The 23,506-nt window shown below is 36.9% G+C and carries 29 protein-coding genes; 20 read left to right on the forward strand and 9 right to left on the reverse strand.

The genetic code is table 11. The annotated features are described in order from the left end of the window. Nucleotides 1–103: 103 nt before the first annotated feature. Nucleotides 104–2,467 carry a TonB-dependent receptor gene (locus B3139_RS12015; RefSeq protein WP_349676346.1) on the reverse strand — a complete coding sequence of 788 codons (2,364 nt, stop codon included), beginning with the start codon at nucleotides 2,465–2,467 and terminating at the stop codon, nucleotides 104–106. A gap of 446 nt (nucleotides 2,468–2,913) precedes the next feature. Between B3139_RS12015 and B3139_RS12020 the strand changes: the two genes are divergently transcribed. The 4 genes from B3139_RS12020 (at nucleotide 2,914) to B3139_RS12035 (ending at nucleotide 5,991) form a co-directional block, all read left to right on the forward strand. Continuing rightward, nucleotides 2,914–3,609 (forward strand): hypothetical protein, encoded by a 696-nt coding sequence (locus tag B3139_RS12020; RefSeq protein ID WP_293883368.1) that lies wholly within the window; start codon nucleotides 2,914–2,916, stop codon nucleotides 3,607–3,609. A gap of 120 nt (nucleotides 3,610–3,729) precedes the next feature. After that, nucleotides 3,730–4,302: a Crp/Fnr family transcriptional regulator gene (locus B3139_RS12025; RefSeq protein WP_293883371.1), complete on the forward strand. Its 573-nt coding sequence runs from the start codon at nucleotides 3,730–3,732 to the stop codon at nucleotides 4,300–4,302. A gap of 89 nt (nucleotides 4,303–4,391) precedes the next feature. Then, nucleotides 4,392–4,913, forward strand: coding sequence for a YceI family protein (locus tag B3139_RS12030; RefSeq protein ID WP_293883374.1), 522 nt, complete (start codon nucleotides 4,392–4,394; stop codon nucleotides 4,911–4,913). Between the two features lie 10 nt (nucleotides 4,914–4,923). Continuing rightward, nucleotides 4,924–5,991, forward strand: a complete 1,068-nt coding sequence (locus B3139_RS12035) for an NAD(P)H-dependent flavin oxidoreductase (RefSeq protein WP_293883377.1) — start codon at nucleotides 4,924–4,926, stop codon at nucleotides 5,989–5,991. Nucleotides 5,992–6,198: 207 nt separating this feature from the next. Here the strand turns inward: B3139_RS12035 and B3139_RS12040 are convergent, their stop codons facing one another. Further along, nucleotides 6,199–6,429, reverse strand: coding sequence for a hypothetical protein (locus B3139_RS12040; protein WP_293883380.1), 231 nt, complete (start codon nucleotides 6,427–6,429; stop codon nucleotides 6,199–6,201). Nucleotides 6,430–6,551: 122 nt separating this feature from the next. Here B3139_RS12040 and B3139_RS12045 point away from each other — a divergent pair, with 122 nt between their 5' ends. The 5 genes from B3139_RS12045 to B3139_RS12065 all read left to right on the forward strand — a co-directional run bounded on the left by B3139_RS12045 (nucleotide 6,552) and on the right by B3139_RS12065 (nucleotide 9,974). Next, nucleotides 6,552–7,343 carry a hypothetical protein gene (locus tag B3139_RS12045; protein ID WP_293883383.1) on the forward strand — a complete coding sequence of 264 codons (792 nt, stop codon included), beginning with the start codon at nucleotides 6,552–6,554 and terminating at the stop codon, nucleotides 7,341–7,343. A 473-nt stretch (nucleotides 7,344–7,816) separates the two neighbouring features. Then, entirely contained in the window at nucleotides 7,817–8,203 is a 387-nt protein-coding gene (locus B3139_RS12050) for a hypothetical protein (protein WP_293883386.1), read from the forward strand. 199 nt (nucleotides 8,204–8,402) lie between these two features. Beyond that, nucleotides 8,403–8,792, forward strand: coding sequence for a PD-(D/E)XK nuclease family transposase (locus B3139_RS12055; RefSeq protein ID WP_293883672.1), 390 nt, complete (start codon nucleotides 8,403–8,405; stop codon nucleotides 8,790–8,792). Nucleotides 8,793–8,801: 9 nt separating this feature from the next. Further along, on the forward strand, nucleotides 8,802–9,056 hold the full coding sequence (locus B3139_RS12060; protein WP_293883389.1) for a hypothetical protein: 255 nt from the start codon (nucleotides 8,802–8,804) through the stop codon (nucleotides 9,054–9,056). Nucleotides 9,057–9,545: 489 nt separating this feature from the next. Continuing rightward, the gene (locus B3139_RS12065) at nucleotides 9,546–9,974 is read left to right on the forward strand and encodes a hypothetical protein (protein WP_293883391.1); all 429 of its coding nucleotides are present in this window, start codon (nucleotides 9,546–9,548) and stop codon (nucleotides 9,972–9,974) included. A gap of 325 nt (nucleotides 9,975–10,299) precedes the next feature. Here the strand turns inward: B3139_RS12065 and B3139_RS12070 are convergent, their stop codons facing one another. Next, entirely contained in the window at nucleotides 10,300–10,737 is a 438-nt protein-coding gene (locus B3139_RS12070; protein WP_293883393.1) for a carboxymuconolactone decarboxylase family protein, read from the reverse strand. A gap of 282 nt (nucleotides 10,738–11,019) precedes the next feature. Here B3139_RS12070 and B3139_RS12075 point away from each other — a divergent pair, with 282 nt between their 5' ends. Beyond that, complete coding sequence (locus B3139_RS12075; RefSeq protein ID WP_293883396.1) at nucleotides 11,020–11,361, forward strand: GNAT family N-acetyltransferase; 342 nt, start codon at nucleotides 11,020–11,022, stop codon at nucleotides 11,359–11,361. Nucleotides 11,362–11,597: 236 nt separating this feature from the next. After that, nucleotides 11,598–12,380 carry a hypothetical protein gene (locus B3139_RS12080; protein ID WP_293883398.1) on the forward strand — a complete coding sequence of 261 codons (783 nt, stop codon included), beginning with the start codon at nucleotides 11,598–11,600 and terminating at the stop codon, nucleotides 12,378–12,380. Nucleotides 12,381–12,702: 322 nt separating this feature from the next. On the opposite strand, the gene B3139_RS21550 is transcribed toward B3139_RS12080, so the two are convergent. Then, complete coding sequence (locus B3139_RS21550; protein ID WP_409530112.1) at nucleotides 12,703–12,870, reverse strand: DUF1398 family protein; 168 nt, start codon at nucleotides 12,868–12,870, stop codon at nucleotides 12,703–12,705. Between the two features lie 13 nt (nucleotides 12,871–12,883). Between B3139_RS21550 and B3139_RS12085 the strand changes: the two genes are divergently transcribed. Beyond that, nucleotides 12,884–13,201: a VOC family protein gene (locus B3139_RS12085; protein ID WP_414711828.1), complete on the forward strand. Its 318-nt coding sequence runs from the start codon at nucleotides 12,884–12,886 to the stop codon at nucleotides 13,199–13,201. A gap of 222 nt (nucleotides 13,202–13,423) precedes the next feature. Here the strand turns inward: B3139_RS12085 and B3139_RS12090 are convergent, their stop codons facing one another. Then, complete coding sequence (locus B3139_RS12090) at nucleotides 13,424–13,990, reverse strand: TetR/AcrR family transcriptional regulator (protein WP_293883403.1); 567 nt, start codon at nucleotides 13,988–13,990, stop codon at nucleotides 13,424–13,426. 124 nt (nucleotides 13,991–14,114) lie between these two features. Between B3139_RS12090 and B3139_RS12095 the strand changes: the two genes are divergently transcribed. Both B3139_RS12095 and B3139_RS12100 read left to right on the forward strand, forming a co-directional pair. After that, entirely contained in the window at nucleotides 14,115–14,462 is a 348-nt protein-coding gene (locus tag B3139_RS12095; RefSeq protein WP_293883406.1) for a nuclear transport factor 2 family protein, read from the forward strand. 185 nt (nucleotides 14,463–14,647) lie between these two features. Further along, on the forward strand, nucleotides 14,648–15,076 hold the full coding sequence (locus B3139_RS12100) for a GNAT family N-acetyltransferase (RefSeq protein ID WP_293883409.1): 429 nt from the start codon (nucleotides 14,648–14,650) through the stop codon (nucleotides 15,074–15,076). Nucleotides 15,077–15,136: 60 nt separating this feature from the next. Here the strand turns inward: B3139_RS12100 and B3139_RS12105 are convergent, their stop codons facing one another. The 3 genes from B3139_RS12105 to B3139_RS12115 form a co-directional block, all read right to left on the reverse strand. Beyond that, nucleotides 15,137–15,469, reverse strand: a complete 333-nt coding sequence (locus B3139_RS12105) for a DUF4870 domain-containing protein (protein ID WP_293883412.1) — start codon at nucleotides 15,467–15,469, stop codon at nucleotides 15,137–15,139. Nucleotides 15,470–15,584: 115 nt separating this feature from the next. After that, nucleotides 15,585–16,328, reverse strand: a complete 744-nt coding sequence (locus tag B3139_RS12110; protein WP_293883415.1) for a LytR/AlgR family response regulator transcription factor — start codon at nucleotides 16,326–16,328, stop codon at nucleotides 15,585–15,587. Between the two features lie 2 nt (nucleotides 16,329–16,330). After that, on the reverse strand, nucleotides 16,331–18,334 hold the full coding sequence (locus tag B3139_RS12115) for a sensor histidine kinase (RefSeq protein ID WP_293883418.1): 2,004 nt from the start codon (nucleotides 18,332–18,334) through the stop codon (nucleotides 16,331–16,333). Between the two features lie 177 nt (nucleotides 18,335–18,511). On the opposite strand from B3139_RS12115, the gene B3139_RS12120 reads away from it, so the two are divergent. The 6 genes from B3139_RS12120 (at nucleotide 18,512) to B3139_RS12145 (ending at nucleotide 22,852) form a co-directional block, all read left to right on the forward strand. Beyond that, complete coding sequence (locus B3139_RS12120; RefSeq protein ID WP_293883421.1) at nucleotides 18,512–19,000, forward strand: hypothetical protein; 489 nt, start codon at nucleotides 18,512–18,514, stop codon at nucleotides 18,998–19,000. A gap of 1 nt (nucleotide 19,001) precedes the next feature. After that, complete coding sequence (locus B3139_RS12125; protein ID WP_293883424.1) at nucleotides 19,002–19,460, forward strand: hypothetical protein; 459 nt, start codon at nucleotides 19,002–19,004, stop codon at nucleotides 19,458–19,460. Further along, nucleotides 19,447–19,956 carry a hypothetical protein gene (locus B3139_RS12130; RefSeq protein WP_293883427.1) on the forward strand — a complete coding sequence of 170 codons (510 nt, stop codon included), beginning with the start codon at nucleotides 19,447–19,449 and terminating at the stop codon, nucleotides 19,954–19,956. Before B3139_RS12125 ends, B3139_RS12130 begins: the two co-directional genes overlap by 14 nt. Nucleotides 19,957–20,011: 55 nt before the next feature. Further along, the gene (locus tag B3139_RS12135; protein ID WP_293883429.1) at nucleotides 20,012–21,691 is read left to right on the forward strand and encodes a tetratricopeptide repeat protein; all 1,680 of its coding nucleotides are present in this window, start codon (nucleotides 20,012–20,014) and stop codon (nucleotides 21,689–21,691) included. A 36-nt stretch (nucleotides 21,692–21,727) separates the two neighbouring features. Beyond that, entirely contained in the window at nucleotides 21,728–22,228 is a 501-nt protein-coding gene (locus B3139_RS12140) for a GNAT family N-acetyltransferase (RefSeq protein WP_293883431.1), read from the forward strand. A gap of 87 nt (nucleotides 22,229–22,315) precedes the next feature. Then, nucleotides 22,316–22,852, forward strand: coding sequence for a hypothetical protein (locus tag B3139_RS12145; RefSeq protein WP_293883433.1), 537 nt, complete (start codon nucleotides 22,316–22,318; stop codon nucleotides 22,850–22,852). 57 nt (nucleotides 22,853–22,909) lie between these two features. Here B3139_RS12145 and B3139_RS12150 read toward each other — a convergent pair whose 3' ends face one another. Continuing rightward, a complete protein-coding gene (locus tag B3139_RS12150; protein WP_293883435.1) occupies nucleotides 22,910–23,494 on the reverse strand; it encodes a hypothetical protein in 585 nt (194 codons plus the stop codon). Between the last annotated feature and the right edge of the window lie 12 nt (nucleotides 23,495–23,506).

Genomic DNA, 23,506 nt, shown 5'->3' on the forward strand with positions numbered 1-23,506 from the left:
GAGAATTGCATCTACTTTTAAGATTCACTTTTTTAATAAAAATCTTCTGAGCCAAACAGACCTGAAAATATTCTGAAAAGAAAGTTACTCCCAAATACCGATATTACAATTTGACGGCTAAATTAGCGGAAAGACGCCTGGGCATCATCTGGTTCACGTAATTACCCCAGTATAGCTTATTTGTGAGGTTATCCACTTTAAAGCTTATCCGAAATCTCTTGGTCTCATAACCCGCCACAGCATTCATGACCACATATTCCGGAATATAAAATTCACCAAACTGACGCGATTGACTGATGTAGGCTTTGCTATTATAATTACCACCTGCACCAATAGAAAATCCCTGCAAGGCCTTAGCCTGAAATGCATAGTTGACCCATAAATTGGCCGTTTGTGCCGGTCCCGTCCACTGACGCAATCCATCGATATCGGTGTTTGTATTTATGGAGTAAGCTTTATTGTAAGAATATCCAGCGATAACATTGAAACCTTTGACCATGTTAACTATTAATTCTGTTTCAAGTCCTCTACTGATTTGGCCGCCGTCCTGTATGGTGAAACCATTACGGGCAGGATCAGGTCGGAGGATATCGTTCACTTTAATATCATAATAACTTATTGTCGAATTTAATTTGCCATCAAGCACATTAAGTTTAAGACCGGTTTCCCATTGATTAGCATTACTTGGTTTAAAAACCGTTCGTGCGCCATCGGGCTGTATAGCAGGGCCATTGTTTGCGAATCCGTTCATGTAGTTTCCAAATAAAGATATCTTATCTGGTATAAGCTGATACACGAGTCCAAATTTCGGCGAAAGGTTTGTTTGGCTATACTTTCCGGTAACAGTATCAGCCGCCAGATCGTGTGATCCCCCAGATGCAAAGTGGTCAATGCGAAGGCTGGCCATGGCTAAAAAATTATGAGAAATATTAAAAACATCAGAAAAGTAGGCGCTATAAGTACTTTGTTCACTGATTGTACGTATGGGACTTAGTGTGGCTAAAAAAGCATCTACAGTAGCTTTCGAAATATGAGTATAAGCTGGATCTTTTCCTTTTAGTGCAATACGGTCGAACGGGTAGGCAATAATGAAGTTTTCATTCGATCGGGCGTTATAATAATCCAGCCCCACTACTAAACGGTTGCGATGGCCAGCAAGTTCAAAGTCACCCGTGAAATTTTGTTGAATTTCAATACTATTATAATTTGAGTTACTATATCGGATATTTCTATTCACACTGTCCTGCATAATTTCATTCCATACGCGGTAGCCGACACTGGAGTGTTTTGTCTGCGAGATCAGCGTTTGTGATTTCCATTTATCTGACAATTGATAAGCGGCTTCAGCGTAAATGCTAACGGATGGTTTAGACTCCGTTAAGTCGTTCCCATGATAATATCTCTTCCAATTGATACCCAAGCTCTCTGTACTTGTTTTTGTAAATGACATTTCGGGAAATAGACGATGGAAATCATTTGCTTTCTGTTGATAAATCTCCGCATCGATCGAAATTGTTAAACGATCATTTACCTTATACAAGAGAGATGGTGCAATAAAAAGACGTTTGGTAAAGCCTGCATCCATGTAGTTGCCTTCATCGTGGTAAGCAATATTTGTGCGCATCAGAAGTCCGGCATCTTTTGCCAGGGGGCTGTTAATATCGGCCGTAATTCTATTCAGGTCAAATCCGCCCAATGTATATGAAATCTCACCCTTAGCTATGTCAAAAGGTTTCTTTGTTACCCGGTTGATCAATCCGCCAAAGGAGGTCAAACTATTTCCAAATAAGGTGGCGGACGGGCCTTTCAATACTTCGATGTGTTCAATATTAGCGACTTCCAAACTATTATCTTTTCTATCCTGAATACCGTTCCTGATAAAACTGTTGTTCTCAAAACCGCGCATATAAAAAGAGTTGCTTCCATTGACCAAACCCTGGCTCACACCAGTTACATTTTTTAGCACATCATTATAGGTAACGATGACCTGTTCTTGCAAAATTTCCTTGGGCACAACATTGTATACCTGAGGGTTCTCTAAATTTTTCAAAGGCAACTTCGCTACCTGTTCGGATTCTTTCTTTCCAAACCTGCGGTATCCCGATATTTCGATGCCGTCCAGTACCCTTTCTTTTAAACTTAATACAAAGTCTAATACCATTTCCTGGCCGTTAAGTAATGTGATTTGTTTTGACTCCATATCTGTGCCCAAATATTTTGCAGAGACTATATAGGTTCCAGCTTGTAGCTTAGTAAAGCTGTAATTTCCATTATTGTCCGTTTGGACAGATTTTTTGATTTCGGAAAGCGACACCGTTACAAATGGCATTTGTTCCCCAGTTTGCGATTTTATTGTACCACGCACTGCTGCTGTTTGGCAGACAGCTTTGTGTGACGAAAAAATCATAAGTAGAATAAAAAAGATCCCTATGGGATTATTAAAGTTAAAATTGATTTTCTGTTGCATGTCAATGAAATAGATAATTATGACTAAAAGGTTGTGTTTAATATTTATTTAGAACAAATATAAATAATATACCTATACTCCAAAATACTATTTGAATTTTGTGAATTCAACAATGGATGCATACGATTAGGAATGCTGCAAATATGCTTTGAGTGTAGTTTAATAAGAGTTTAGAATCTACTGGAAGATTGTTATGACCGCGACTTTTTATCAAAGTAGCGGCTAATAGCAAAGAAAAACAGTTGCTGAATAAAGAAAAGATCTGTATTTTGAACAATAATACTAAAAGCCTTTAATGGCCAAATATGCAGTATTAATCGGAGTAAACGAGGTCCATAACTTGGATTAAATATAGGTGTTCGTGTTGATAAGCAATTCAAACGCAACAAAGGAGAGGTTCCAAGATTGTACTAATGAGGGACGAATGTATATTCACCGTAAAAAACATGGAAGACAAAGAATTTAGATTTCAAGGACTGGATGCTAAAACTGAACTACACATTTCATTGGTGCTTGTTATTCCCGCATTAATTATGATGATCGGAACCCTGTATCTTTCCCATCTGTTTGTTTCTAATACATTTTTTCTTTTCCCAATTATTATTGCTGCACTGATTACAATTTTAGGAAGTATAACACTACTGAAGATCATGACCAATAGGATAAAAGAGAAGGAGTGGATCATCAGGATCATCAGAATCAACGATCAAGAAACTATCACCGCAAGATTTAGAAATTATGTATATAATTTTAATATGACTGATATCGTGATGATTAAAAATATGGGTAATGAAGGGGTCCGCTATTTAACTATTAAAACTAGCGATAAATTTCTTAAAATAAGGGTCGGCCACACCGGATTCGCTCCCTTTTCCAGCGACGAAGATATTAATAAGCTGGATGCATTTATAGATTACCTAAGGCCTTATATCGATCAGAATTTTAATACAAAGGTGCTCAAGAATGCAATAAACCCCAACGTTATTCCAAATTTTGGAGTATTTGTAAGAAAAGGTGAAAAAATAAAATACAGCATCATCAACAAGATGCAACCCTGGCAGGTTATTGCAATGATCTTATCCATAGGCATCATCATCATGATTCTTTTTTTCAATATAATGGAATATTACTTTTTTAAATAAAGTAAAAATAGCCGTATTAAAACTATTTAGAAAAATAGAAACTGGACCAAATTTATGGCGAAATAATAAGTTATTCATCGTCGTGACAAGACGGTGAAAGATATATATTTAAATTTAGACATGAGTAAAATTCTACGAGAACAGTTCCGAAAATATATCGAGATAACAGATGTCGAGTTTGATTATATCTTGAGTCATTTCATCTTTAAGAAATTCAAAAAGCATCAATTCCTCATACAGGAAGGTCAGTCCGTATTAAATGATTATTTTTTGCTTTCTGGCTGCGTGAAATCATATTATACTGACGAAATTGGGAAAATACATATTCTTCTTTTCGCTATTCAGGATTGGTGGATAACAGATTACGAAGCCTATTATGATAAAAAGAAAGCAAAAGTAAATATTGACTGTCTGGAAGATACCGAAGTGCTATGCCTTAGTAATGAAAACAGAGAAAAGCTCTGCCGGGAATACCATCAAGTCGAACATTTTTTCAGAAAGAAAACAAACCGCAGGAACGTGGCGTTGCAAAACAGAATCCTATCGTTATTAAGTAGCTCTGCAAAGGAACGTTATGAAAAGTTTGTACAGGAGTATCCATCGTTGGTGCAAAAGTTGCCCAAGCACATTGTAGCTGCTTATCTTGGTGTAACAAGGGAAACACTGAGTCGTTTATACTCGCCAAACAATTGATCTACCTCACATTTTTTTTGTGAGGTATGTCCTTTATATCTTTAAAGAATACCCTGATTTTTGTTTTGTCAAATTAAAAATCAAGAGCAATGACAAAATTTAACATTCAAACAGAAAGCAGCACTGTCAACTGGACAGGAAAGAAAGTTCTAGGCTTACACACGGGAACTATTCAAATCAAAGATGGTTTTTTGAGTTTCGAAAACGATGAGATCATTGATGGAGAAATACATATTGACATGACTTCAATTGTCATCACCGATATTTCTGACAAATCTATTTACAAGGAGTTTTTTGATCATTTAAACCACGATGATTTTTTCTCGGTCGATCAATTTAAGACGGCATCTTTGAAAATCAACAATGGAAGAAAGGAAAATACGCATTACATCATTAGTGGCGATTTGACCATTAAGGAGATTACACAGCCCATCCATTTCGCGGCAAATGTAGAACTATTTAACGATTTCTTGCATGCATTGGGCGAAATCAAAATTGACCGTACATTGTACAATATTCGGTATGGCTCCGGAAAGTTTATACCGAATTTGGGCGACAAATTGATTTACGATGAGTTTGTACTACAGTTCAAATTAGTTGGGCAACGCTAAATTTATTCATATGTGGACAAAAACAAATTTCACTAAATTACTTGGAATAGATTTACCCATCGTTCAAGGACCCTTTGGTGGAAAATTATCCTCAGAGGACCTTACAGCACTCGTGTCAAATAAGGGTGGATTAGGGTCTTACGGTGGACAGCCGTATGATGCTGCCGAATTAATTTCTATTGCTAGCGGCATCAGAAAATTAACCACAAAACCATTTAACATTAATCTTTGGGTTAATGATCAAGACGCTACGGCAAGAGATTTTGATGAAAGTAAGTTTCAGCAAGTTATCAAACTTTTGGAACCGTACTTTGAAGAGGTCGGTACAGAACCACCCACATTTCCTTTGCCAGGCGGTCCTAAGTTTGAAGAGCAGATTGAAGCTATTTTTGAGATAAAGCCAGCAGTTTTTAGTTTTGTTTATGGCATACCCTCTGAAGCTATTTTGGAGAAATGTCGGCGGTTTGGAATCATAACGATAGGAGCTGCTACTACTTTAGATGAAGCTATCGCTATAGAACATGCCGGGGTAGATGCCGTGGTAGCCACAGGATTTGATGCAGGTGGGCATCGGGTTTCATTTCTGAATAAACCTGAGGAAAGCTTAATAGGAACCTTTTCATTGATTCCGCAAGTCGCGGATACCGTAAAAATTCCTATCATAGCCGCTGGCGGTATTGCCGATGCCCGTGGGGTAAAAGCGGCAATGGCATTAGGTGCCGATGCTGTGCAAATAGGAACTGCTTTTCTGGCTACCCGGCAATCAGGAGCAAGTAAAATACATCGTGAAAAATTATTCTCTAAAGAAGCCCGCTATACAACGTTGACCAAAGTTTTTACTGGAAGGCTATCGCGAGGGTTGAAAAACCGCTTGACAGAGGAGTTAAAAGAATTTCAGAATAGTCTTGCCCCTTATCCATTGCAGGGAAAAATTGTTGGTAAACTGGGAGCGTACCCTGCAAATTCCGAATCGAATCCTGAAATGAAATCGTTTTGGGCAGGTCAGGCAGCCTCTATTCTCCAATATCATGATGCGGAAAAACTGATTGCAGCTATTATTGCTGAAATGGAAAGATAATAAGTATGTGTGATTTAAAAATGATCCAAAGATTACTTTTTACAGGTTGTATCAATTATAGAAAAGCCGAGTTTTAAAGGTCGGCTTTTCTATACCCAATTTTCGCATTTGAAATTCGTCCATAATGGATGTCATATAGTTTTTTGAAACATGTTCTGATATTCCCTACATATTCTAAGTCATAAGCCTTCATTCTTTCGAATTAGCTCAGCGATATACCGATTTTAGGCGTTCCCCATTGGAAATTCCATATCCGCAGTCAATTGCCTCCGGATAACCTCGGCTGTCCATCGATCGAGGTAATACGCTGTGCCAAGATGCCGCTAAAGCCCGATCCGCGGAGTGAGTAGGACGGATTTTCTCATCGGGAAAAAACAGACATAGCGAAAGTAAAGCATATAACATATCAGGTTTTACGGCCTCTCGAATACTGTCCAAGCGGCCTTTTTTTATAGGAAGTCACCAGAAGATCATTCCGCCCGCTAGTAGTATCAGTTTGGCGCGGAAAACGTAAGAATGTGAGAATAAAACCGTAATTTCATCGATCAAACAGCTTTAACATGACATTTCTATACCAATATCTTCGTGTATTTGCGGTGCTAGCTACATTCCAATTTTCTCTCCATGTTTTTGCGCAAAAACAATCAGGAGTGGACAGCAATGCGTTGGCAATTCAATTCGTTGAAAGACAACTTCCTGAGGGCGACTATACCGCGGCGGTGTTGGGTGTTCCCCGACCCAACGCAGCGCAGGGCGCAATTGTTGAGAAAATGAAACAAGCGATGAGAGCCAATGAAGATTGGTTTTTTAAAACAATGAAGGAATTAAAACCAGGAGAAACGATACCGTATCACAAAAATCTAGGTATTAGCGAAGAGGAGTATGCTATATTTATAGCTTTCTCCCAATCTGTCAAATTAGACAAAATAGGGGTTATGGAGGTCAAGATTGTGCGTAAGGAAAATAGTTTACATTTTGAACCGAAAGACTTCGGAGACTATTTAAAATACCTAGTCGTCGATTTAAAAGACCACAGACTCAGAGTTGATAATGTGGGCTTGGAATACAAAGAGCAGATCACTATGGATGCCAAACGGACAACATTGGTTGCAGGGCCTTGGGTAGGTTACTCCTGGCAACTCGAAGAAGTTAAGAAAGACGGAAAACTAATTTCAGATCCGAATAAAGTAGCTCCTGCAGAAATGGAAGAACTGGATATAAAATCTATTAAGGTAATCATTGGCAAACTCGATCATAGCAATCAGTGTTTTCTGTATCTCAAGAGTAACATCGTCAATAAAGGACATTTGCTTGCAAAACAGGATTTAGCTCTTTTATTAACGAAAAAATAAGCCGAAATCCAACGTTATGTCTAACTCATCCACTCATCCGTAGTAGTATTGACAACCGCAATACCGTTTCTGATGTTAGCTTTAAAAGTTTAAGAATGCAAAAAAACAGGAACGCCTAATTTTAGCAGGAGCTATGGTATTACTTTCTGGTATGATGGCAATAGCGGATGTTTTAAGTCCTCTATGTTGGTAAGCTGCTAAAGTTATCGCCTGCCCGGGAACCAAAGTCAGGCCTTCTTTGGGATTTGAATATAAGCTATTGATCGACTTTAATACATTATCGTAAAGTTCTTGCTGTTTAAAATTTGTGACCCCCCCTGCAAAAATGGAGCATTTAAAAGTAGAGAATTCGGACTTGAATTACTAATTTAAAAGGGATGAGAACAGCAGCCTCATTCCAATTTAAGTTTATGAAAGGAATATTTCACTTAATTTAGTTAAAACTCAAGAGTTTTATCATATCAATCAACAAAATGAAATCAGAAAAAGAGATTGTACTGAATATACCTAAAGATTGCGATAATTCCCCTAAAAGAAGAATTATTAGGGATTTTGTAGTTGCCTTTTATAAAAAAGATTGGCAAAAAATTAATGAAATGCTTGAAGACAAATTTACTTTCAAAATTATCGGCAATAGAAATATAGAAACTGATGATGAATTTGTAAAATACTTACATAGTTTTATTAATGTAGTCGAACTGAATATAGATGAAATTCTAAGCCACGGTAAATATGGTGCATGTAATGGAACGATTAAATATAAAGCAAAAGAAGTAAATTATGCATATTTCTTTGAGTTTCAATCTGCAGGGAAAAATACCATTAAAATAATTTCCGAGTATAAAGTTATCAATCAATAGCTAAAATTCTCTTTAATTCGAAAGAGATCGATTATGGGACAAATCTCACACGCACTATAGCAATGGTAACCAATCTTTTTTTGTGCTAATTATTTTAGTATTTTTCAATTTATTATTGTATATTTACTCGATAACCAATTAATAAATAATATGGCTAGATCAAAAAAACATTTGGGTAGGTATGTAGATCCACGTACCGATTTCGGTTGGAAATTTTGTCAATAAACAATTAGCACGAGGTAAGAAGGACAGTGATTATTACCTACCAGAGGTTTACTTTATTGGTATTTTGGAGTTTGACATGGATAGAAATGGAAGCTCTGGTGTATCCCGTGTCACAGGGCGGCCTTATTTCTATGATGTGGCGCTGTGTGACAAAATGACCAAAGAAATATTTTATGATAAATTGGGATATAAAATGATTTCGCTTCCATTATTTAACAAACAGCCAGAAGAACTAAAGACAGTTATGGATCAGTGGTTGTACTTACTTAAACATTTGAGTACCATGGATAGATTGCCATCATTTTTGGATAAAAGAATATTTGGTCTTATCTTTGAGATAGGAGAGATAGGTAAATTAACTTAGGAGGAGCTAATGTCATACGAAGCAAGTTTAAAACATAAGCGTGATGCTGAGAGCGTATTTAATTCGGCCAAGAAATCCGGAGAAGCTTTGGGTCACGCTAAAGGCCTAGCAGAAGGTAAAGCTAAAGGTCTAGCAGAAGGACTAGCAGTAGGAGAGCGTAAAAAAGCTCTTGAGACTGCTAAAGCATTTAAGGAAATGGGGCTACCTATAGCTGATATCGCTAAGGGCACAGGACTTTATGTCGAAGAGGTCCAAAAACTCTAAGTTTCTTTATTTTGGATGACTGCTCCACACCGATAGATGAATGGGCGGAGCCCATTAAATTGGTTGACACAGTCTATGTTGCAGTCTCGAACCTTTCAAATTATGTTTGATAGATTTTGTTCAATTGTTATCTTCAATTCTTTGCCACGTGTTTTTAAGATGTGTTTAAATTTAGCAATGTCAGATCACATTCTTCGCTAGGGCAACTTCTACCTGCAGAATTTTTAATGAAATATGGTAAACAGGACAGTTTCACAATCATCCAACAAGATAATAATAATAAATTCGGCTGGAATTATTTAGTTTTGAATATAGTTAGTTAGGGTGAGATTACAGTGGTGCCGGTAAAAAGTATCCGGATAAGGTCTGGATCGGAAAGAAATAAAATCAGTGATATTAATCAGAATGAGAAGTGGATTTTGATCTGTCTCGCCCATGATTCGTGAATACTACAGCAGGCACAAAAATTTATAACTGAAAAGTAATTATATGCTTGAAATAATCAGGGTCACAAAGGAAGAAATTACAGCAGATAGTCTAAAAGTACTTTTTGAAATTGATGCTATCAAAAAAAGTATTGCGGCAGAACTGTTTTTAGAGCAGGACGATTCATCAAAAGAAGGCTATAAAGCGCTTTTGGCACAAAGTAAGCGAGTGCTCGAGACATTGTTTATTAAGAATGAAATTGTTGAAATTACAAAGGCGATTGCAATAGAAATCACCGAGAGTGCCTACGAAGGCGATTTGAGAGAGAAAGAGTATGCTGAGCTAAGGCAAGATCTGCTGATAGATCAATTTCATTTTTTTGAAGAAGAATTGATCATCGTTTTTGTAGCGCCGAAGATTTTTTCCAACAATGCCATCAATGTACAGCTAGATTATTCATTGGAAATACAGGATCTTAGTATTGATATGTAACTATTACAATTGAAGCGCGAAAGTAAGTTATGCTTTTTATTTTACAAATTATTTGTTCAACTCAGTCTTGAATTATGGTTTCTCTGGATTCATATTACGACTTGTAACCTTTAAACTAGTGATTATACTCCAGTTATTAAGTTGTAAACAAATTCTCTAGGCATGATTACATTAAAAGTACGCTTTGGTTCCAGCCAGAGTTGCCTAATATATTCAAACGAGGGTGCTTGCCCGATTGGGCAAACGGAACAATAAAGAGGAACAAATAAGGCGCACTACAACGTACGCCTTATTCTCATATCCAAAAAGCAAAATTCGAAAATGTTTAGCTATGAAACATTTTTGTAGATACCGCAATTCTGTTCCAAAAATTCATCTGATTGATGGCAACAATCATTTGAGCGACCTGATGGTCGTCAAAATATTTCTGAACTTCTTGAAAGACGGATTCACATACACCGTTTTCAGAAATTTCTGTTACCTGGTCAGCCAATGCTAAAACAGCTCTTTCCTCATCATTAAACAATGGGCTTTCCTTCCATGCTGTCAGAGCATAGATACGAGATTCCGTTTCCCCTAATCTTCTAGCATCCTTTGTATGTATCTCAATGCAAAAAGCACATTTGTTGATTTGCGAAACCCGAATTTTGATTAGCTCACGAAGGTTTACGCTTAGGTTTGTAGTTGATAAATATTTTTCCATAGCATATAAGATTTCATACACTTTTGGTTCAAATTCCTTAATGTTGATGCGTTGTTTCATTTTTGTCTATTTTTCGTAGTTAAAAAGATATTTCTGTTTTCCTCCTGTTATGCTCATATTTGATTTTATAATTCATTATTTGAGTAATGCAAAGTTGAATAAATATAATTTGATAATACTTAAACAGGTTTAAGAAATGGATTAAGATCATTTTTTACCTATCAGGATATTAATAGATTACTTTATTTTCTTAAATTAGGTAATTTGAAGTAATGAAAAATATTAAAATGATATATAGTTGAACTGCAGACATATGAACAAAGAGTTCAGCTTTCCACCCTTGTGAATCTCGTTCAGCCGGGCTATTTTAAAGAGAAAACTGCTGATTTAGGAACATATTATGGTATTTATAAAGATAAAAATCTCATTGCAGTGGCGGGAGAGCGTATGAAGATGAACAATTATACCGAGTTAAGTGCTATTGTGACCCATCCCGACTATACCGGTAAGGGGTATGCAAAACAGTTGATTAGCCACGTAAGCAATAAAATATTTAACAGATCCAAAATTCCCTATTTGCACGTTGCTTCTGATAATGCGAATGCGATACGCTTATATCAAAAGCTGGGGTTCGTATCTAGAAGAAAATTAAGTTTCTGGAAGATGAGTCGCGTTTTGCGGTAGAAATTAAATATAAAAAAACGTACTATAGAGAGTAATAAACAATTACTGATACGTATTGTTATACGAACTGAATTATTAAAGAACTAATGATATATGAAAGAAAAGGTAAGAAAATATTTAAAAGAGCATGAGGTTAATCTACTTGCTGATAGTCAAGTTATGGCAAAAGAAATACTGCAGCAATATAGGTGTGGCAATCACTAAAAATAAATATGTATAGAAACTAGAATAAAGCCATGCCTATATTACGTGTTATTAGTACCTGCATATTATTTTTTCTCTGTCTTACACACCATGCCCAAAATAGTAATACATCTTTTGATGGTGATTCAATTTTAATAAATAGTATTGAGAAAGGCGCTATTCAAAAAATAATTACAACACCAGATAGCATCTGTGCGTTGAAAAAGAGATTAAAGTGTGCTCTAGAAAGAGATGTAGAAAGACCATTTATGTGGGATCTTTTTGTTTCATCTAATGACACCTTATTGCAATTTTATAATTACAAAGATCTGGTTATCGACGGCACAACGTTTAAAGCTTTCTATTTGAAAGTAGATTATGAGGATGGAGATTATCAGGCAATTCTGCTTGTTAATGAGCTACCTTTTGTAGAATACACGAGTTTGTTATGTTACGAGGTACTTCATTCAGAAGAAACCTACCGGCGTTACAGCGAGATTAAACAAAGTCTAGTCACTATTCATTTAAAAACCGAAAAAGCTGATAAAGCTTTGAAGTATGAGTTTAAGGATGGTTTGTTCCTTGATTACCTAAGCACGCCATCGGTTGATAAAAAATGGGGAGATTACCAGCTAAAGGGCCTAACCAAAGATCACCTGAAAAATGGCTATTGGATTGAGAAACGGTATGACATTATGTTCAATAAAAATATGGTCGAAGATGGGCATTATATCAACGGTAAACGAACAGGTGAATGGAATTATTCTGAAAGTGGGCCTGTCCAACTCATTAAAACGTATCGCGATGGTCTATGTATCGCTATAAAATACCCATAACAAGGAATACGAATGGCCTTTTATTATTTCGATGCGAAAAGGTGCCGGGCAGAGGAAATTATAAATATTGTAAAATCTGAAGAATTTCAACAACGAAATTTAGATGGCGACTCCTGGGAGTATGTCGAGAAATCTTTAAAAAAAGAATATTCAGATCAATTAGATATTTTAAAAAGGATATCCACTACGAACTTTTCTAAACATTTTTTTAAAGAGCTAATAAATCAATATGAGATAGAATTCTCCTAAATCTCTATAAAAGCACTACAAAGATATATAAAATGTAAGCGCGTGATGGCGACGAGCTGTTTGCGTAGTCTGTTTAGCCTGGCTGGTGATCTTTTAATCCTTGTTTAAATTGTTCGGAATAAACACTCGAACCGATTGTTAAGAATTCGTGATTGCCGGCAGAACTGGTTTTGTAGCGATTATTGCCATAAAAATCCGAGTGTCCATCGGCAACAAAAACATCATAAGAGGTAACGCCCAATTTTTTTGATATCCTGGGAATGGAAATAATTGGAAAATTTGAAGCTCATCTGGGTTACGATGGTGTGATGTTGGGTATGCCTGACAAAACCTATCATCTGGAGTTTACCCAGCAAGCGGAAAAGTTTCCTTTACCTGAGCCGACGAAAGAAAACCTACTAGTCCTTTACTACGATAATGAAGACGACTATAAACGCGCAAATGACCGTTTCAAGAATGCGGGAATTGGCGCCGTCGAACCTGAAAATCCTTACTGGAAAGATAAGAGTGTGACGTATGAAGATCCAGACGGATGGAGGGTTGTACTGTTTAACGGAGTATATAATCCTTAGTCAGTAATCGAGCAGTCTATTTATATAGCTAGTCGCAGCGATTTTTATTTTTAGCCTCGTATTATGAACGATAGACCAGCGCCAAAAAATCAAAATTTCTTGGCGCTCTTTTTTGAAATGTCTATTCTTTTTCGAAAATTGATGGCAATAATTGACCTGCAATATAGGTACAGTTCAACATGATCGAATCGTCACATTTAACCAGTAATATGTATTACATCTTTATTCATCCACGATGGAGATTATCCGTAACATCATTGTAATCACCTTTTCTTTAGTCAAAGGGATGACATTATGAACAATCGTATAACCTTCCACAAAAGGAATAAGGAAGTTCACAACATCTTCAGGCTTGCGGCAAAATTTGGATACCAAATTAATCATCCAAAGACAGTATGTTTTATAATATGCTTCTACTGCGTGCTGCAAATCTTCATTTCTAGCTGCCAAAGTCCATATCTCCTGAAACATCAATGTTTGATGGCTGGATTTGCTATCAATTAATAACATGCTCAATACCTTTTCCAAAAAAGTATCTTTATCGGGCACGCTATTCTCGGTTAAAAGTTTTATGGCCTGGGTAAGTTCTTTTTTACAGCTTTCAAAGTAAAATTCAACTGTGGCAATGAAGAGGAGGTCCTTATCCTTATAATAATATTGAAGGTTACTGAGCGAGATATTAGCATGTTTAGCAACCATTCTCATCGATAGTTTTTCGGCTCCCTGTTCAGTTAGGATCGCTATTGTTGTGGATAAAATCTTGTGTAACCGCTCTTCCTTTTTATGCATTCGACAAATTTAAAAATAAAATATCAAAAAATATTTTTATATAGGTCAAATGACCTATATTTGTATTAGGTCGATTGACCTATTTTAATAATGCAATAGGATAATAGCAAAAAGATATACGAACATGAAAAATGCATCAATTTTACACACAGCCAATGAATTTGTATCCAAAGGAGACCATGAAGGGTTCTTAGCCTACTGTACTGATCAAACAAAGTGGGTATTTGTCGGGGAGCGAACGCTGAATGGTAAGGAAGAAGTCCGTACTTATATGGAGGAGTTTTATGAGGAACCGCCAGTTTTCAACGTAGAGAAGACGATTGAGGAGGAGGATTTTGTTACAGTGACCGGAGAAATCCGATTGAAAAACAAGGCCGGAGAATATGAGCATTTCTATTATTGCGACATTTGGAGATTCGAAGATGGAAAAATAGCAGAACTTAAAGCATTTGTTATCGGGAAGCCCCAGTAATTCACGGATCTTTATACTATTTGCCCCTAAAGCTTAGTTTAAATTTTCTGTTGGCTTATTTCTGATAGTTGAATGCATGTAGTGGGGAATCTCCACACTAGACTGACAACATAGTTCCTAATACATCGAAATGAGTTATGAAAATAGTCCACGTATTAAAGCATGAGAAGAAATAGCGTTTTAACATGATAAAAATAGTAGTTTTAAACCATACCAATATCAATGGAAATGTCCAGAATCAGATTTTTGAGCTGTTTAAGCAATTGAGTCCCAATAAAAGACAATCGAAATTGGATGAAATTTTAATTCAAAACAACGAAGTAACTTTACTAGCTTGTTTTATCGGAGACAGAATAGTCGGCATTGCCTCCATGGCAGTCTACCACGTAATCTCAGGTAGGAAAGGCTGGATTGAAGATGTTGTGGTAGACAAGGGCTATCGTGGAATGGGAATCGGGAATAGACTTATCGAAAAACTACTGTCCATCTCCAACGAACAGCAACTAAGTGAAGTGCTGCTATTTACCGAAGAACACCGTACGTCTGCCATCGGACTCTATGAAAAGCTTGGTTTCAGTAAAAAGAGTAGCAACATCTATATATTAAAAAAATAATGGAGATTAGAAAATGCATCTTATTTTTATGTCTGATGTTTAATTTCGGTTATTCACAAGTTATTGCTCGATGAAATTAAACTGGTTTTCGAACAGTTTACCAATCAAAGGAAGAGGTTTCTTGACTTCACCGGCAGCATTGATGACTCCTATGATAAAAAGAATGAAAAGTACGATTCCAATAAAATTAATAAAATAGAGTGAAGGAACTAATAAAAGAACAAACCACATGCTGAAATTAAATATCACTGTAGTGATAAAGAGGCCAAAACCCTGTTTTAAATGGTAGGTTACAAGATCATTTTTAGGAGTGATATCATTCCTTTTAACATACGCTATTAACCATCCGATAATGGTGATGTAAGATAAAATTGATGCAGTTTTGCTAGTCATAATCTGATTTTTTTTTACAAAACTATCATAACGCCCGAATTTTTTGTCAGCAGATTTTTTTTCTGTCCTGATGACTTTGCGTTTCTGCAGCTTGGATTTTTATCCGGTTTGAAGTCTAATGCTCTTCGTTTTTCATGATTCTAAAGAAATATTCTCTGTTTGCTCGCGATATGGGGATGGTATCATTGTTTAGCATCATGATAATCCCATCCTTAGAAAAGCTAGTCACGAAATCTGTATTTATTAAATGCGACTGATGTACGCGTATAAAATTGGGTGAAATAAGGATATCTTCGTAATATTTCAATGGTTTGGAAACAATTATGTGCTGCCCGTTCTTGAGAATAAATGTTGTATAAGAACCCGAGGTTTCACACCTGATGATGTTTTTGAGCTTCACAACATGCATAGCCTCTATGGTGGGAAGCACTATTCTATCATGCTTTTTTGCGATACTCGAAGAAGGAGGAATAACATGTTGAAAATCCATATATTCAGATTTTTTGCCTGCTATACGATCAAGCGTCTCTCTTAACTCATGATGGTCTATTGGTTTCAGAAGATAGTCGATAGCATTAAATTTGAATGCCTTTATCGCATGCTCCTCATACGCCGTAGTAAAAACAAGATGGAAATTCTTATGACTAATCTGTTCAAGAACATCAAAACCGGTCCCGTTTTTTAGCATGATATCCATAAAAACCAGGTCTGGCTTTAAACGGTCAATAATTTTGACGGCTTCCGGCAGCCCTTCCGCGTAACCGATCACCTGGATTTGTTCGGACGCCACCATTTCAAGAAGGATAGAAAGGGCCTCTCTTAGATGATATTCATCTTCTATAATAACTGCTTTATACATTTTTATACGATTGGAATATTGATTGTGATTGTGCATCCATCACCAGAGCTTTGGGAGGTAAAATGAGGTATACGCTCGCCTGAGTCATTCTTTGCATAGAGTGCCAGTCTTTCATCTATTATTTTTATGGCCAATGGATCATGTTTGTTTTTTTGTTTTCCTGTTTGAGAAGCCTCCATTCCAATTCCATTATCTTTGATAACACAAATCAATACCTGCTCCATTGATTTTTTTGTAAATGTTATAACTAAGTTTCCTTTCCGATGTGTCAAAGGTTTTAGCCCGTGTTCGATCGCATTTTCCACCAAAGGTTGTATGAGCAGGGGTGGTATTTTTTTGTCCATATTGATGTCGTCTGCAAATTCGATGCTATAATCAAACGAATGGTTAAGCCTCAGTTGTTGCAGTTCAATGTAACTTTTCAAGTTTGCGGTCTCCTCCTGCAAGGTTACTGATTCTTTTCTGGAATGATACAAGGTCTCTCTGGTTAGCCGTGCAAATTTATTCAGATAGGTGAGCGCTTTTGTACGGTCATCTTTCAGGATAATGCTCTGAATATTCGCGAGGCAATTAAAAATAAAATGAGGGTCCATCTGAGACTGAAGAAACCGTCGTTCCAGCGAAAGCTTCGCCAATAGGTTTTCAAGACTGTCCTTTTCCAGCAGGTTGAGCTTGAGTTGATCATTTATTTGCTGCTGTTTCAAGTTATCCGCTTGCTTCTGGTAAAATCGCTTTCTATAGTAAAAAGAAATGAAAATAAAAATAACAATAACCAGCAAGATCAGGGAAATTACATAGCCCAGATTCTTATTTTTTTCCTGAAGCAATTTTTCATTCTCTAACTGCTTTATTTTACGAATTTTTTCAGCCGATTCAAATTTTATTTCCGCAAGCTGCAAATTCCGCTGCATGGTTTCGTCGTAGGTAAGGCGATTATATTTGCTAAAGGACTGGTCATAACGATAATAAGAAGAATAATCTTTTTCGCTAGCAGCGACTTCCTTGAGGCTGGCATAAAACTGGGCTAATATTTCATGGTCTTTATACGGTAGCCGAAGCTGGTAAGCAATTCCTTCCAGAAACATTTTCTTTGCTCTGCTATATTCCCCCTGATACAATAAATATTTTCCACGCAATCCGAGACTGTTTCGGTAAGTAACCTTCACATTGTATTTTTTGCTTATGGCAATGGCCGTATCCAATTGCCGTGTAAATAACATGCCATCCATCAGCTTTGGCCGTCGTATCAACAGTGCCGCAAGATTAAGATGAGAAATAGCAATGTTACTCTTACTCGGTATCCTATTGTTGTTCACAGAAGCGTAGTCTGCAGTCTGCTTTAAAAATTGTACAGAGTTCTCCCATAAGGAAATGTTATCTGCGTGTTTATCTGTCAACCCTGTCAGGTAAGAGCCCATTGCCAATCGGGCGTGTAGTATGCTTTCAGCATTTGAAGATTGTTGCGCATGTTTCATCGCTTCGCGCACATATTTTTCGACCCGATCATCCGAACTTAAGGAAAAGCTATAAGAAATATCGGCGCATATCTGAGCGCATAGCGCATAATTTTTATGCTTTTCAAAAAGTGTATTGGCTTGAAGCTGGTAATTCAGCGCGGCTGTATTTTCATCGAAATAGGACTTGAGGTTTCCCATAACCATATACGCGTAAGCCTTTGCCCGCTCATCATTTGTTTGTGAGGAAATTTTGTAGGCTTGCTCGGCATAGTTATTAAATTCCTTTGGGCTATTCAGTCTTCGATAAGTTAATGCCAAAAAGGCAAGACAGATTGCTTCATCTTTTTTAGAATTTGATTTCCTGGCCAATAAGAGCGCGTTATTGAGCATTTGTTTCGCTTTCGCACTATCCGTAAATCTGTACGAGTATCCCTGAGATGCCAATGATTCTATTTTTGAGTCCTGGGCTTTCAGTGAGGCGGTGAATACCATCAACGGAATTAATATTGCATGGAAAAAATAGCGTTTGGTGAAATGTAGGTGATCCATAAAATGCTGCAATATTTTTTTTCAAATATAGCTATTAAATCATTGGGTTAGTTTTTCGTATAGGGGCTCAAATCTACCAAACAACAAGTAAAAACGTCCAGATACAGATTGCCTATTGGAATCGATAGCTTTAAAGTAGTAATATTGATCTACTTGATATACAAAACACATCATTATATGTATTTTATAGAAATATTTAAGCCGTTGAAATTTTCCCTGTTCTTATTTTTAATGATTTCTAGTATCTCTAATGCGCAGACTAAAAAGAATACCAAAAATAAGATCGAATTTTTAGTGAAAGGTAAAGATGGTATAGCTATTCATGCAGCACGGGGAATATCGCTGACATTCAGTAATCCTAACAAAGGTGCTTCATTTAGTTTTGCTTCACCCAGTGAAAATAAAAGAATAGAAAAAAAATATTTTTTGACTATCGATTTTGAAAAGATGAACGCTGAAATTCTCAAATTGTTGACCGACTATGAAAGTGATTTTTCAGGTGAATTGCGGGTCATTAGTCACGCGAACAATAACCTTTCGCAGAAAATAGAATTTTTTGGCGCATCTCTGGATAACGTTGCCTACCAGAGTACGCAGGATGAGGCTAGTATGTTCCTCTATCTTTGGTGCAGCGAAATAAACGTAAACGGCGTAAAACTTGATTAATATGGAAAATACAATTAAAAATTTTAAGAAAGAGGGTAACCGTTATATACTTAAACGGCAGTATGGATTCGGTATATTGATTGTCGCTGGTCTTACAGTTTTGGCCTGGTTCGGATACACATCTAATAATGCAGCGATGATGTGGATTTTTGGAATCTTCGCGGCACTATGTTTTTTATCCATTTATACAGAGCGCATGGTGATTGATTTAGATGCAAAAGCTTTGTTTATCAAAAGAGGTTTAAAAGCAGAGACATGCATTCCATTTTCAGATATTGCCCATTACCAGATGAGTAGGTTGATCTACATCTTTATACCCGTCAATACATCACTCAATGTACGCTATTTTTCAAAAGGTGAGGAGAAATTTGCCATTGTTGCACAGGGTCTGTCAAAACGTGGTATGCAGGATATTTTAAATGATATCGAAGAAATAACACGTCCTTATGTCGGAAATTAGCATGTATAAAATCGTTGACAGTGGTAAACTATTTAGTTTTACGCCCAATCGCCAAAGCGTTAAGCTATCAGTTTGGACACTTGTTGTTGTTTTATCACTGGTTTTACTATCCATTATCTTTTTTCATGATATCAACCGGGGAATGGCCATTCTTCTTGTTGTGCTCGGTCCATATCTCATTCTACATAGCCTTTATGATATTTTCATACGCGCCGAAATCTGCTACATGTTTGATCAAGAAGACCGAATTGTATATAGGAAAAAGCCGTTATTTCCTACAAAAAAGATCATGGCATTTGAAGAAATGGTCATTTTCACCAGCACCACCGGAAGCTATTGGCACTATGCCATTGGGGCAAAAAATAATCATCTGGTAAAAAGTTATAGGATCAGTGAAGACTTTAGGGAGGGAAGAAAAAAATCCGCAAATGAATCAGCATACGAGAGCGCTATTTTAGCAAAGCTCCATGAAATGCGGCAATTGCCCGTAGGTTAGAATCGAACTATATGGTTGTCAGTTTCTCTGAATTTAAAAACAATTAAACAAAATAATGAAAGATACATTGCATCAGCACGCATTAAAAGCACTTGCCGAAGACAATTATGCCGTGGCAGCGAAATTTTGGCTGGACGGCTATGCTCTTCCCCATAATTTGGAGGAACTTCATGAATTATTTTACCATATCGATAACCTCAATAAGGCAAGCATTGACCCTAATCTATGTGCCATATTGGGTCTTATAGCACTCGACTATAATGAAATATTTGAATCCAACAGGGAGAAAGCTTTAGAAAAATGCTTAGACTGGGCTATTGGTGGGCTTAAAATTGATCCTCACCATTACCACTGTTGCCGGAATGCTGGATCTGCGTTGTACTGGCTTGAAGACTGGGATGGGGCTTTGCATTATTACGAAAGATCCTGTCAATTACGATCGTCTCCGGTGTTAGAGGTCCGCATCTTCCGAATAATCAATAGACACAATGCCTATCCGGATTTTTCGCAACTTCGTCCTTCTGTGGATTCGCAATCGGCTATGGAATTATACAACGCCGGGGTTGAAATCGATTATGTTCTCAGGCAATATGCCGGAATGTCCGAAGTCGAGAACCTACGACTCACCGAACTAAAAATAGAATTGTACACCCAAGCTTATCAACTTTTTAAAACCGTAGTTTTTACCGAGCAGACAAACAGTCTTAATTACGATCCACATACCTTCGCCATGTGCTGTAATAATCTTGCTCGGGAACTCAATTTCAAAGAAGCATATCAAGATGCTGTCACCATTGTCAACGAGGGCATAGCGCAAAGCAAATTTATGGTGATTCTTCTCAATAGAATGTACATTTATATGTGCGCTGGTATGCCCAAAAATGCCATTATGGATGGTGAAGAGCTTTTGCAAGAATATGCTGAAGAAATGGACTTTATCACCTTAATTAGCACTATTGATGGAATATGTCTCAGCCACTCAGATATGGGTCAATACAAGGAAATGCTGTACTGGGCCGACCAAGGACTTGAATACTATCAATCGGTAAATCCAGGTGATCAGATTCTTCAAGACGAGGAAATTGTACGCTGTGTGACGAATTTTTACATATCGAAATCCAAAGCTGCGTCAATGCTTGGCTTAGATGTTGATAATTCGGTGGATTCCAAACAGGCTGACTCCTTACTGGAAAATATGCCTGACAATCCGAGTTTGATGATAAGCAGAGGAGAATCGTTTTTAAGGGATAAACAATGGGAAAAGGCGTTGGAGTGTTATAATCAGGCAGTACATTTCGGGCTAGAAAAAGGAATGGCAAGATCTGTTCAGGTTGCATTGTACAACCGGGGATATGTTTTAGAAGTGCATATGAAAGATAGTGAATCAGCTCTTAAAAGTTTTGAGCAGAGCATTGGGCATGGCAACACAGATTTTTGGTGTTATTACTGGGCCGTACACAGTGCATACCACTTGACAGAAAATGAAAAAACTGTGCATTACGGTACATTAGCAATCTCCATGCTGCCGGAGCAGCAAGAAATTACAGATGACATCGCGGCAGAACTATATGAACATATCGGTACATCGCTGATTGATATCGGACACTATACAGAGGCAGTGAAAAATCTTCAAATTTCGCTTGAACTTTGCTATAATCGTATCGCAGAAGATAACTTAAAAATCGCACGGGCAAACGCCAAAGAGCCAGGCTTTTTTAGAAAATTTTTCGGATAATAGCAAAATTTCAGTTTTATAAATTTACTATCCCGTATGGAGAATGCAATCATCAGGAAAATAGAAAAATCGGACAACGATACGCTTTCAAAACTTATCAGAGCTGTTTTTGAAGAGCACAACGCACCAAAAGAAGGGACTGTTTATTCCGATCCTACCACTTCAGACTTGTATGCACTTTTTAGCAAAGAAGACGCTGTGCTTTGGGTAGGTGAGGTAGATGGCATAGTAGCGGGCTGTTGCGGGATTTATCCCACTGCTGGATTGCCGCCGTACTGCGCAGAGCTGGTTAAGTTCTACCTCAATCCAGTGTTCAGGGGCATGGGGCTTGGTAAAGCGTTAATGAATAAAAGTATAGAAAGCGCAAAGCGTCTAGGCTACAATAAAATCTATCTTGAGAGCTTTCCAGAGTTTTCAAATGCGATAAAAATGTATCAAAACATGGGCTTCAGATTACTTCAAAAGCCATTAGGGAATTCTGGACATCATGCTTGTTCAATATGGATGCTTCGTTGTGAAGAACCTACGAGTATTTAGGCTTTGTAAGTAATCAGCCAAGCGCTTAGGTATGGTAATTGTTAGAAAATAATGTGTAAGTATCTTTAAAAAACCAACTTCATTTGTATGGCTTTAAAAAAATTGGGCATAGTTTCGTTTACAGTTTTATCGTTTATATTGCTTTGTGGATGCATAAAGAATAAACAGGCCATTCAATTGAAAAAAATTATAGACGAGAAGGAGGATCAGACAACTGCTATTTTGATTGGCGAAAAAGGTATGGAATCTGCTAAACTGAACTATTTGATCGAAGGTGATTATGACAGCGCCCTATTAGTTGTCGATCAACAGGAAACAGCTTTCAATGTTATCCTTAAAGATTTAAAAAATGTAAATGTTGTGGGTATAAAAAAAGGTAAAGAGCTCCAGCAAGCTGAGATTGATTATTATACGGCGCTTAAAAATCTATATCTCTTCTCGAAAAAAGAAGTTGAGCAGCAAAAGAAAATAGAGCAGGAAAAAAACGAAAAGAAATTCAGGATTGCCATCGATGAAAGATATAAACTTGCTTTGGATAAACAACGCTTATATCAGTTAGTTCACAAAGCGGATGATAAAAGGAATCGTATAAAGAAGCAATTTGAAGTTGAAAATAGTCTTTGATAAATCACATTTTTTCCTGCGATTCTAAGCAAGACGATTAATCATTAATAAAGGAGTTTATTTAATCTGCGCAACGTTAAAAAAATAGTTATCATCCTCCCTGGGATCTTTATATCCACAAAATTCATCGACCTTATCTAAGCTAAATAAATAGCCAAAATTCGGCTCAGGAAATGCCTTTTCAATGCGGCGTCTATAGCCCTCGATCTTAACAGTGTATTTTCCGGAAGGGTACCGAAACTTGAAACCCTGATAAAGCTTGTCGCCATCCAAAGTTTCATAGAAAATGCTTTCCGCTTCGAAACTCTCCTTAGCAAGATCGGAGAGAAGACCTATACTGGCAATCCAAAAGCTATCATATACATTTAGGTTGAAACCATCTTCTTCTAAAGTCTTTTCCCATTCATCCCCAAAAGCTTCGCCAAGGTTTGAAGTCTTAATTTGGTATTTGATTGAATCAACAGGTAGAATTGGAATCCAAACTCCTTTGGCTAGTGAATCGAGATATAAAGATTGATTTTCTTGAAAAATTTTTAAGAGCTTTTTGCTCCTAATTTTATTTTCCTTTAAAAATGTGCTAACAGCATTCTCGGACAGTAATGCTATACCATAACTTGAAACCGTAATTACCTTTTCTTTCATTGTTTATATAAA

The sequence above is a fragment of the Sphingobacterium sp. UBA1498 genome (assembly GCF_002325125.1).
In the GTDB taxonomy this organism is placed as follows: Bacteria; Bacteroidota; Bacteroidia; order Sphingobacteriales; family Sphingobacteriaceae; genus Sphingobacterium.

Bases quoted from the DNA above. Each gene is read 5' to 3' on its own strand.
- B3139_RS12095 (WP_293883406.1), top strand. From the start codon at position 14,115: ATGAAAAATGCATCAATTTTACACACAGCCAATGAATTTGTATCCAAA.
- B3139_RS12110 (WP_293883415.1), bottom strand. From the start codon at position 16,328: ATGTATAAAGCAGTTATTATAGAAGATGAATATCATCTAAGAGAGGCC.
- B3139_RS12070 (WP_293883393.1), bottom strand. From the start codon at position 10,737: ATGAAACAACGCATCAACATTAAGGAATTTGAACCAAAAGTGTATGAA.
- B3139_RS12150 (WP_293883435.1), bottom strand. From the start codon at position 23,494: ATGAAAGAAAAGGTAATTACGGTTTCAAGTTATGGTATAGCATTACTG.
- B3139_RS12020 (WP_293883368.1), top strand. From the start codon at position 2,914: ATGGAAGACAAAGAATTTAGATTTCAAGGACTGGATGCTAAAACTGAA.
- B3139_RS12030 (WP_293883374.1), top strand. From the start codon at position 4,392: ATGACAAAATTTAACATTCAAACAGAAAGCAGCACTGTCAACTGGACA.
- B3139_RS12105 (WP_293883412.1), bottom strand. From the start codon at position 15,469: ATGACTAGCAAAACTGCATCAATTTTATCTTACATCACCATTATCGGA.
- B3139_RS12145 (WP_293883433.1), top strand. From the start codon at position 22,316: ATGGCTTTAAAAAAATTGGGCATAGTTTCGTTTACAGTTTTATCGTTT.
- B3139_RS12080 (WP_293883398.1), top strand. From the start codon at position 11,598: ATGCCTATATTACGTGTTATTAGTACCTGCATATTATTTTTTCTCTGT.
- B3139_RS12065 (WP_293883391.1), top strand. From the start codon at position 9,546: ATGCTTGAAATAATCAGGGTCACAAAGGAAGAAATTACAGCAGATAGT.
- B3139_RS12100 (WP_293883409.1), top strand. From the start codon at position 14,648: ATGATAAAAATAGTAGTTTTAAACCATACCAATATCAATGGAAATGTC.
- B3139_RS12125 (WP_293883424.1), top strand. From the start codon at position 19,002: ATGGAAAATACAATTAAAAATTTTAAGAAAGAGGGTAACCGTTATATA.
- B3139_RS12120 (WP_293883421.1), top strand. From the start codon at position 18,512: ATGTATTTTATAGAAATATTTAAGCCGTTGAAATTTTCCCTGTTCTTA.
- B3139_RS12015 (WP_349676346.1), bottom strand. From the start codon at position 2,467: ATGCAACAGAAAATCAATTTTAACTTTAATAATCCCATAGGGATCTTT.
- B3139_RS12115 (WP_293883418.1), bottom strand. From the start codon at position 18,334: ATGGATCACCTACATTTCACCAAACGCTATTTTTTCCATGCAATATTA.
- B3139_RS12035 (WP_293883377.1), top strand. From the start codon at position 4,924: ATGTGGACAAAAACAAATTTCACTAAATTACTTGGAATAGATTTACCC.
- B3139_RS12025 (WP_293883371.1), top strand. From the start codon at position 3,730: ATGAGTAAAATTCTACGAGAACAGTTCCGAAAATATATCGAGATAACA.
- B3139_RS12050 (WP_293883386.1), top strand. From the start codon at position 7,817: ATGAAATCAGAAAAAGAGATTGTACTGAATATACCTAAAGATTGCGAT.
- B3139_RS12135 (WP_293883429.1), top strand. From the start codon at position 20,012: ATGAAAGATACATTGCATCAGCACGCATTAAAAGCACTTGCCGAAGAC.
- B3139_RS12130 (WP_293883427.1), top strand. From the start codon at position 19,447: ATGTCGGAAATTAGCATGTATAAAATCGTTGACAGTGGTAAACTATTT.
- B3139_RS12090 (WP_293883403.1), bottom strand. From the start codon at position 13,990: ATGCATAAAAAGGAAGAGCGGTTACACAAGATTTTATCCACAACAATA.
- B3139_RS12045 (WP_293883383.1), top strand. From the start codon at position 6,552: ATGACATTTCTATACCAATATCTTCGTGTATTTGCGGTGCTAGCTACA.
- B3139_RS12140 (WP_293883431.1), top strand. From the start codon at position 21,728: ATGGAGAATGCAATCATCAGGAAAATAGAAAAATCGGACAACGATACG.
- B3139_RS12060 (WP_293883389.1), top strand. From the start codon at position 8,802: ATGTCATACGAAGCAAGTTTAAAACATAAGCGTGATGCTGAGAGCGTA.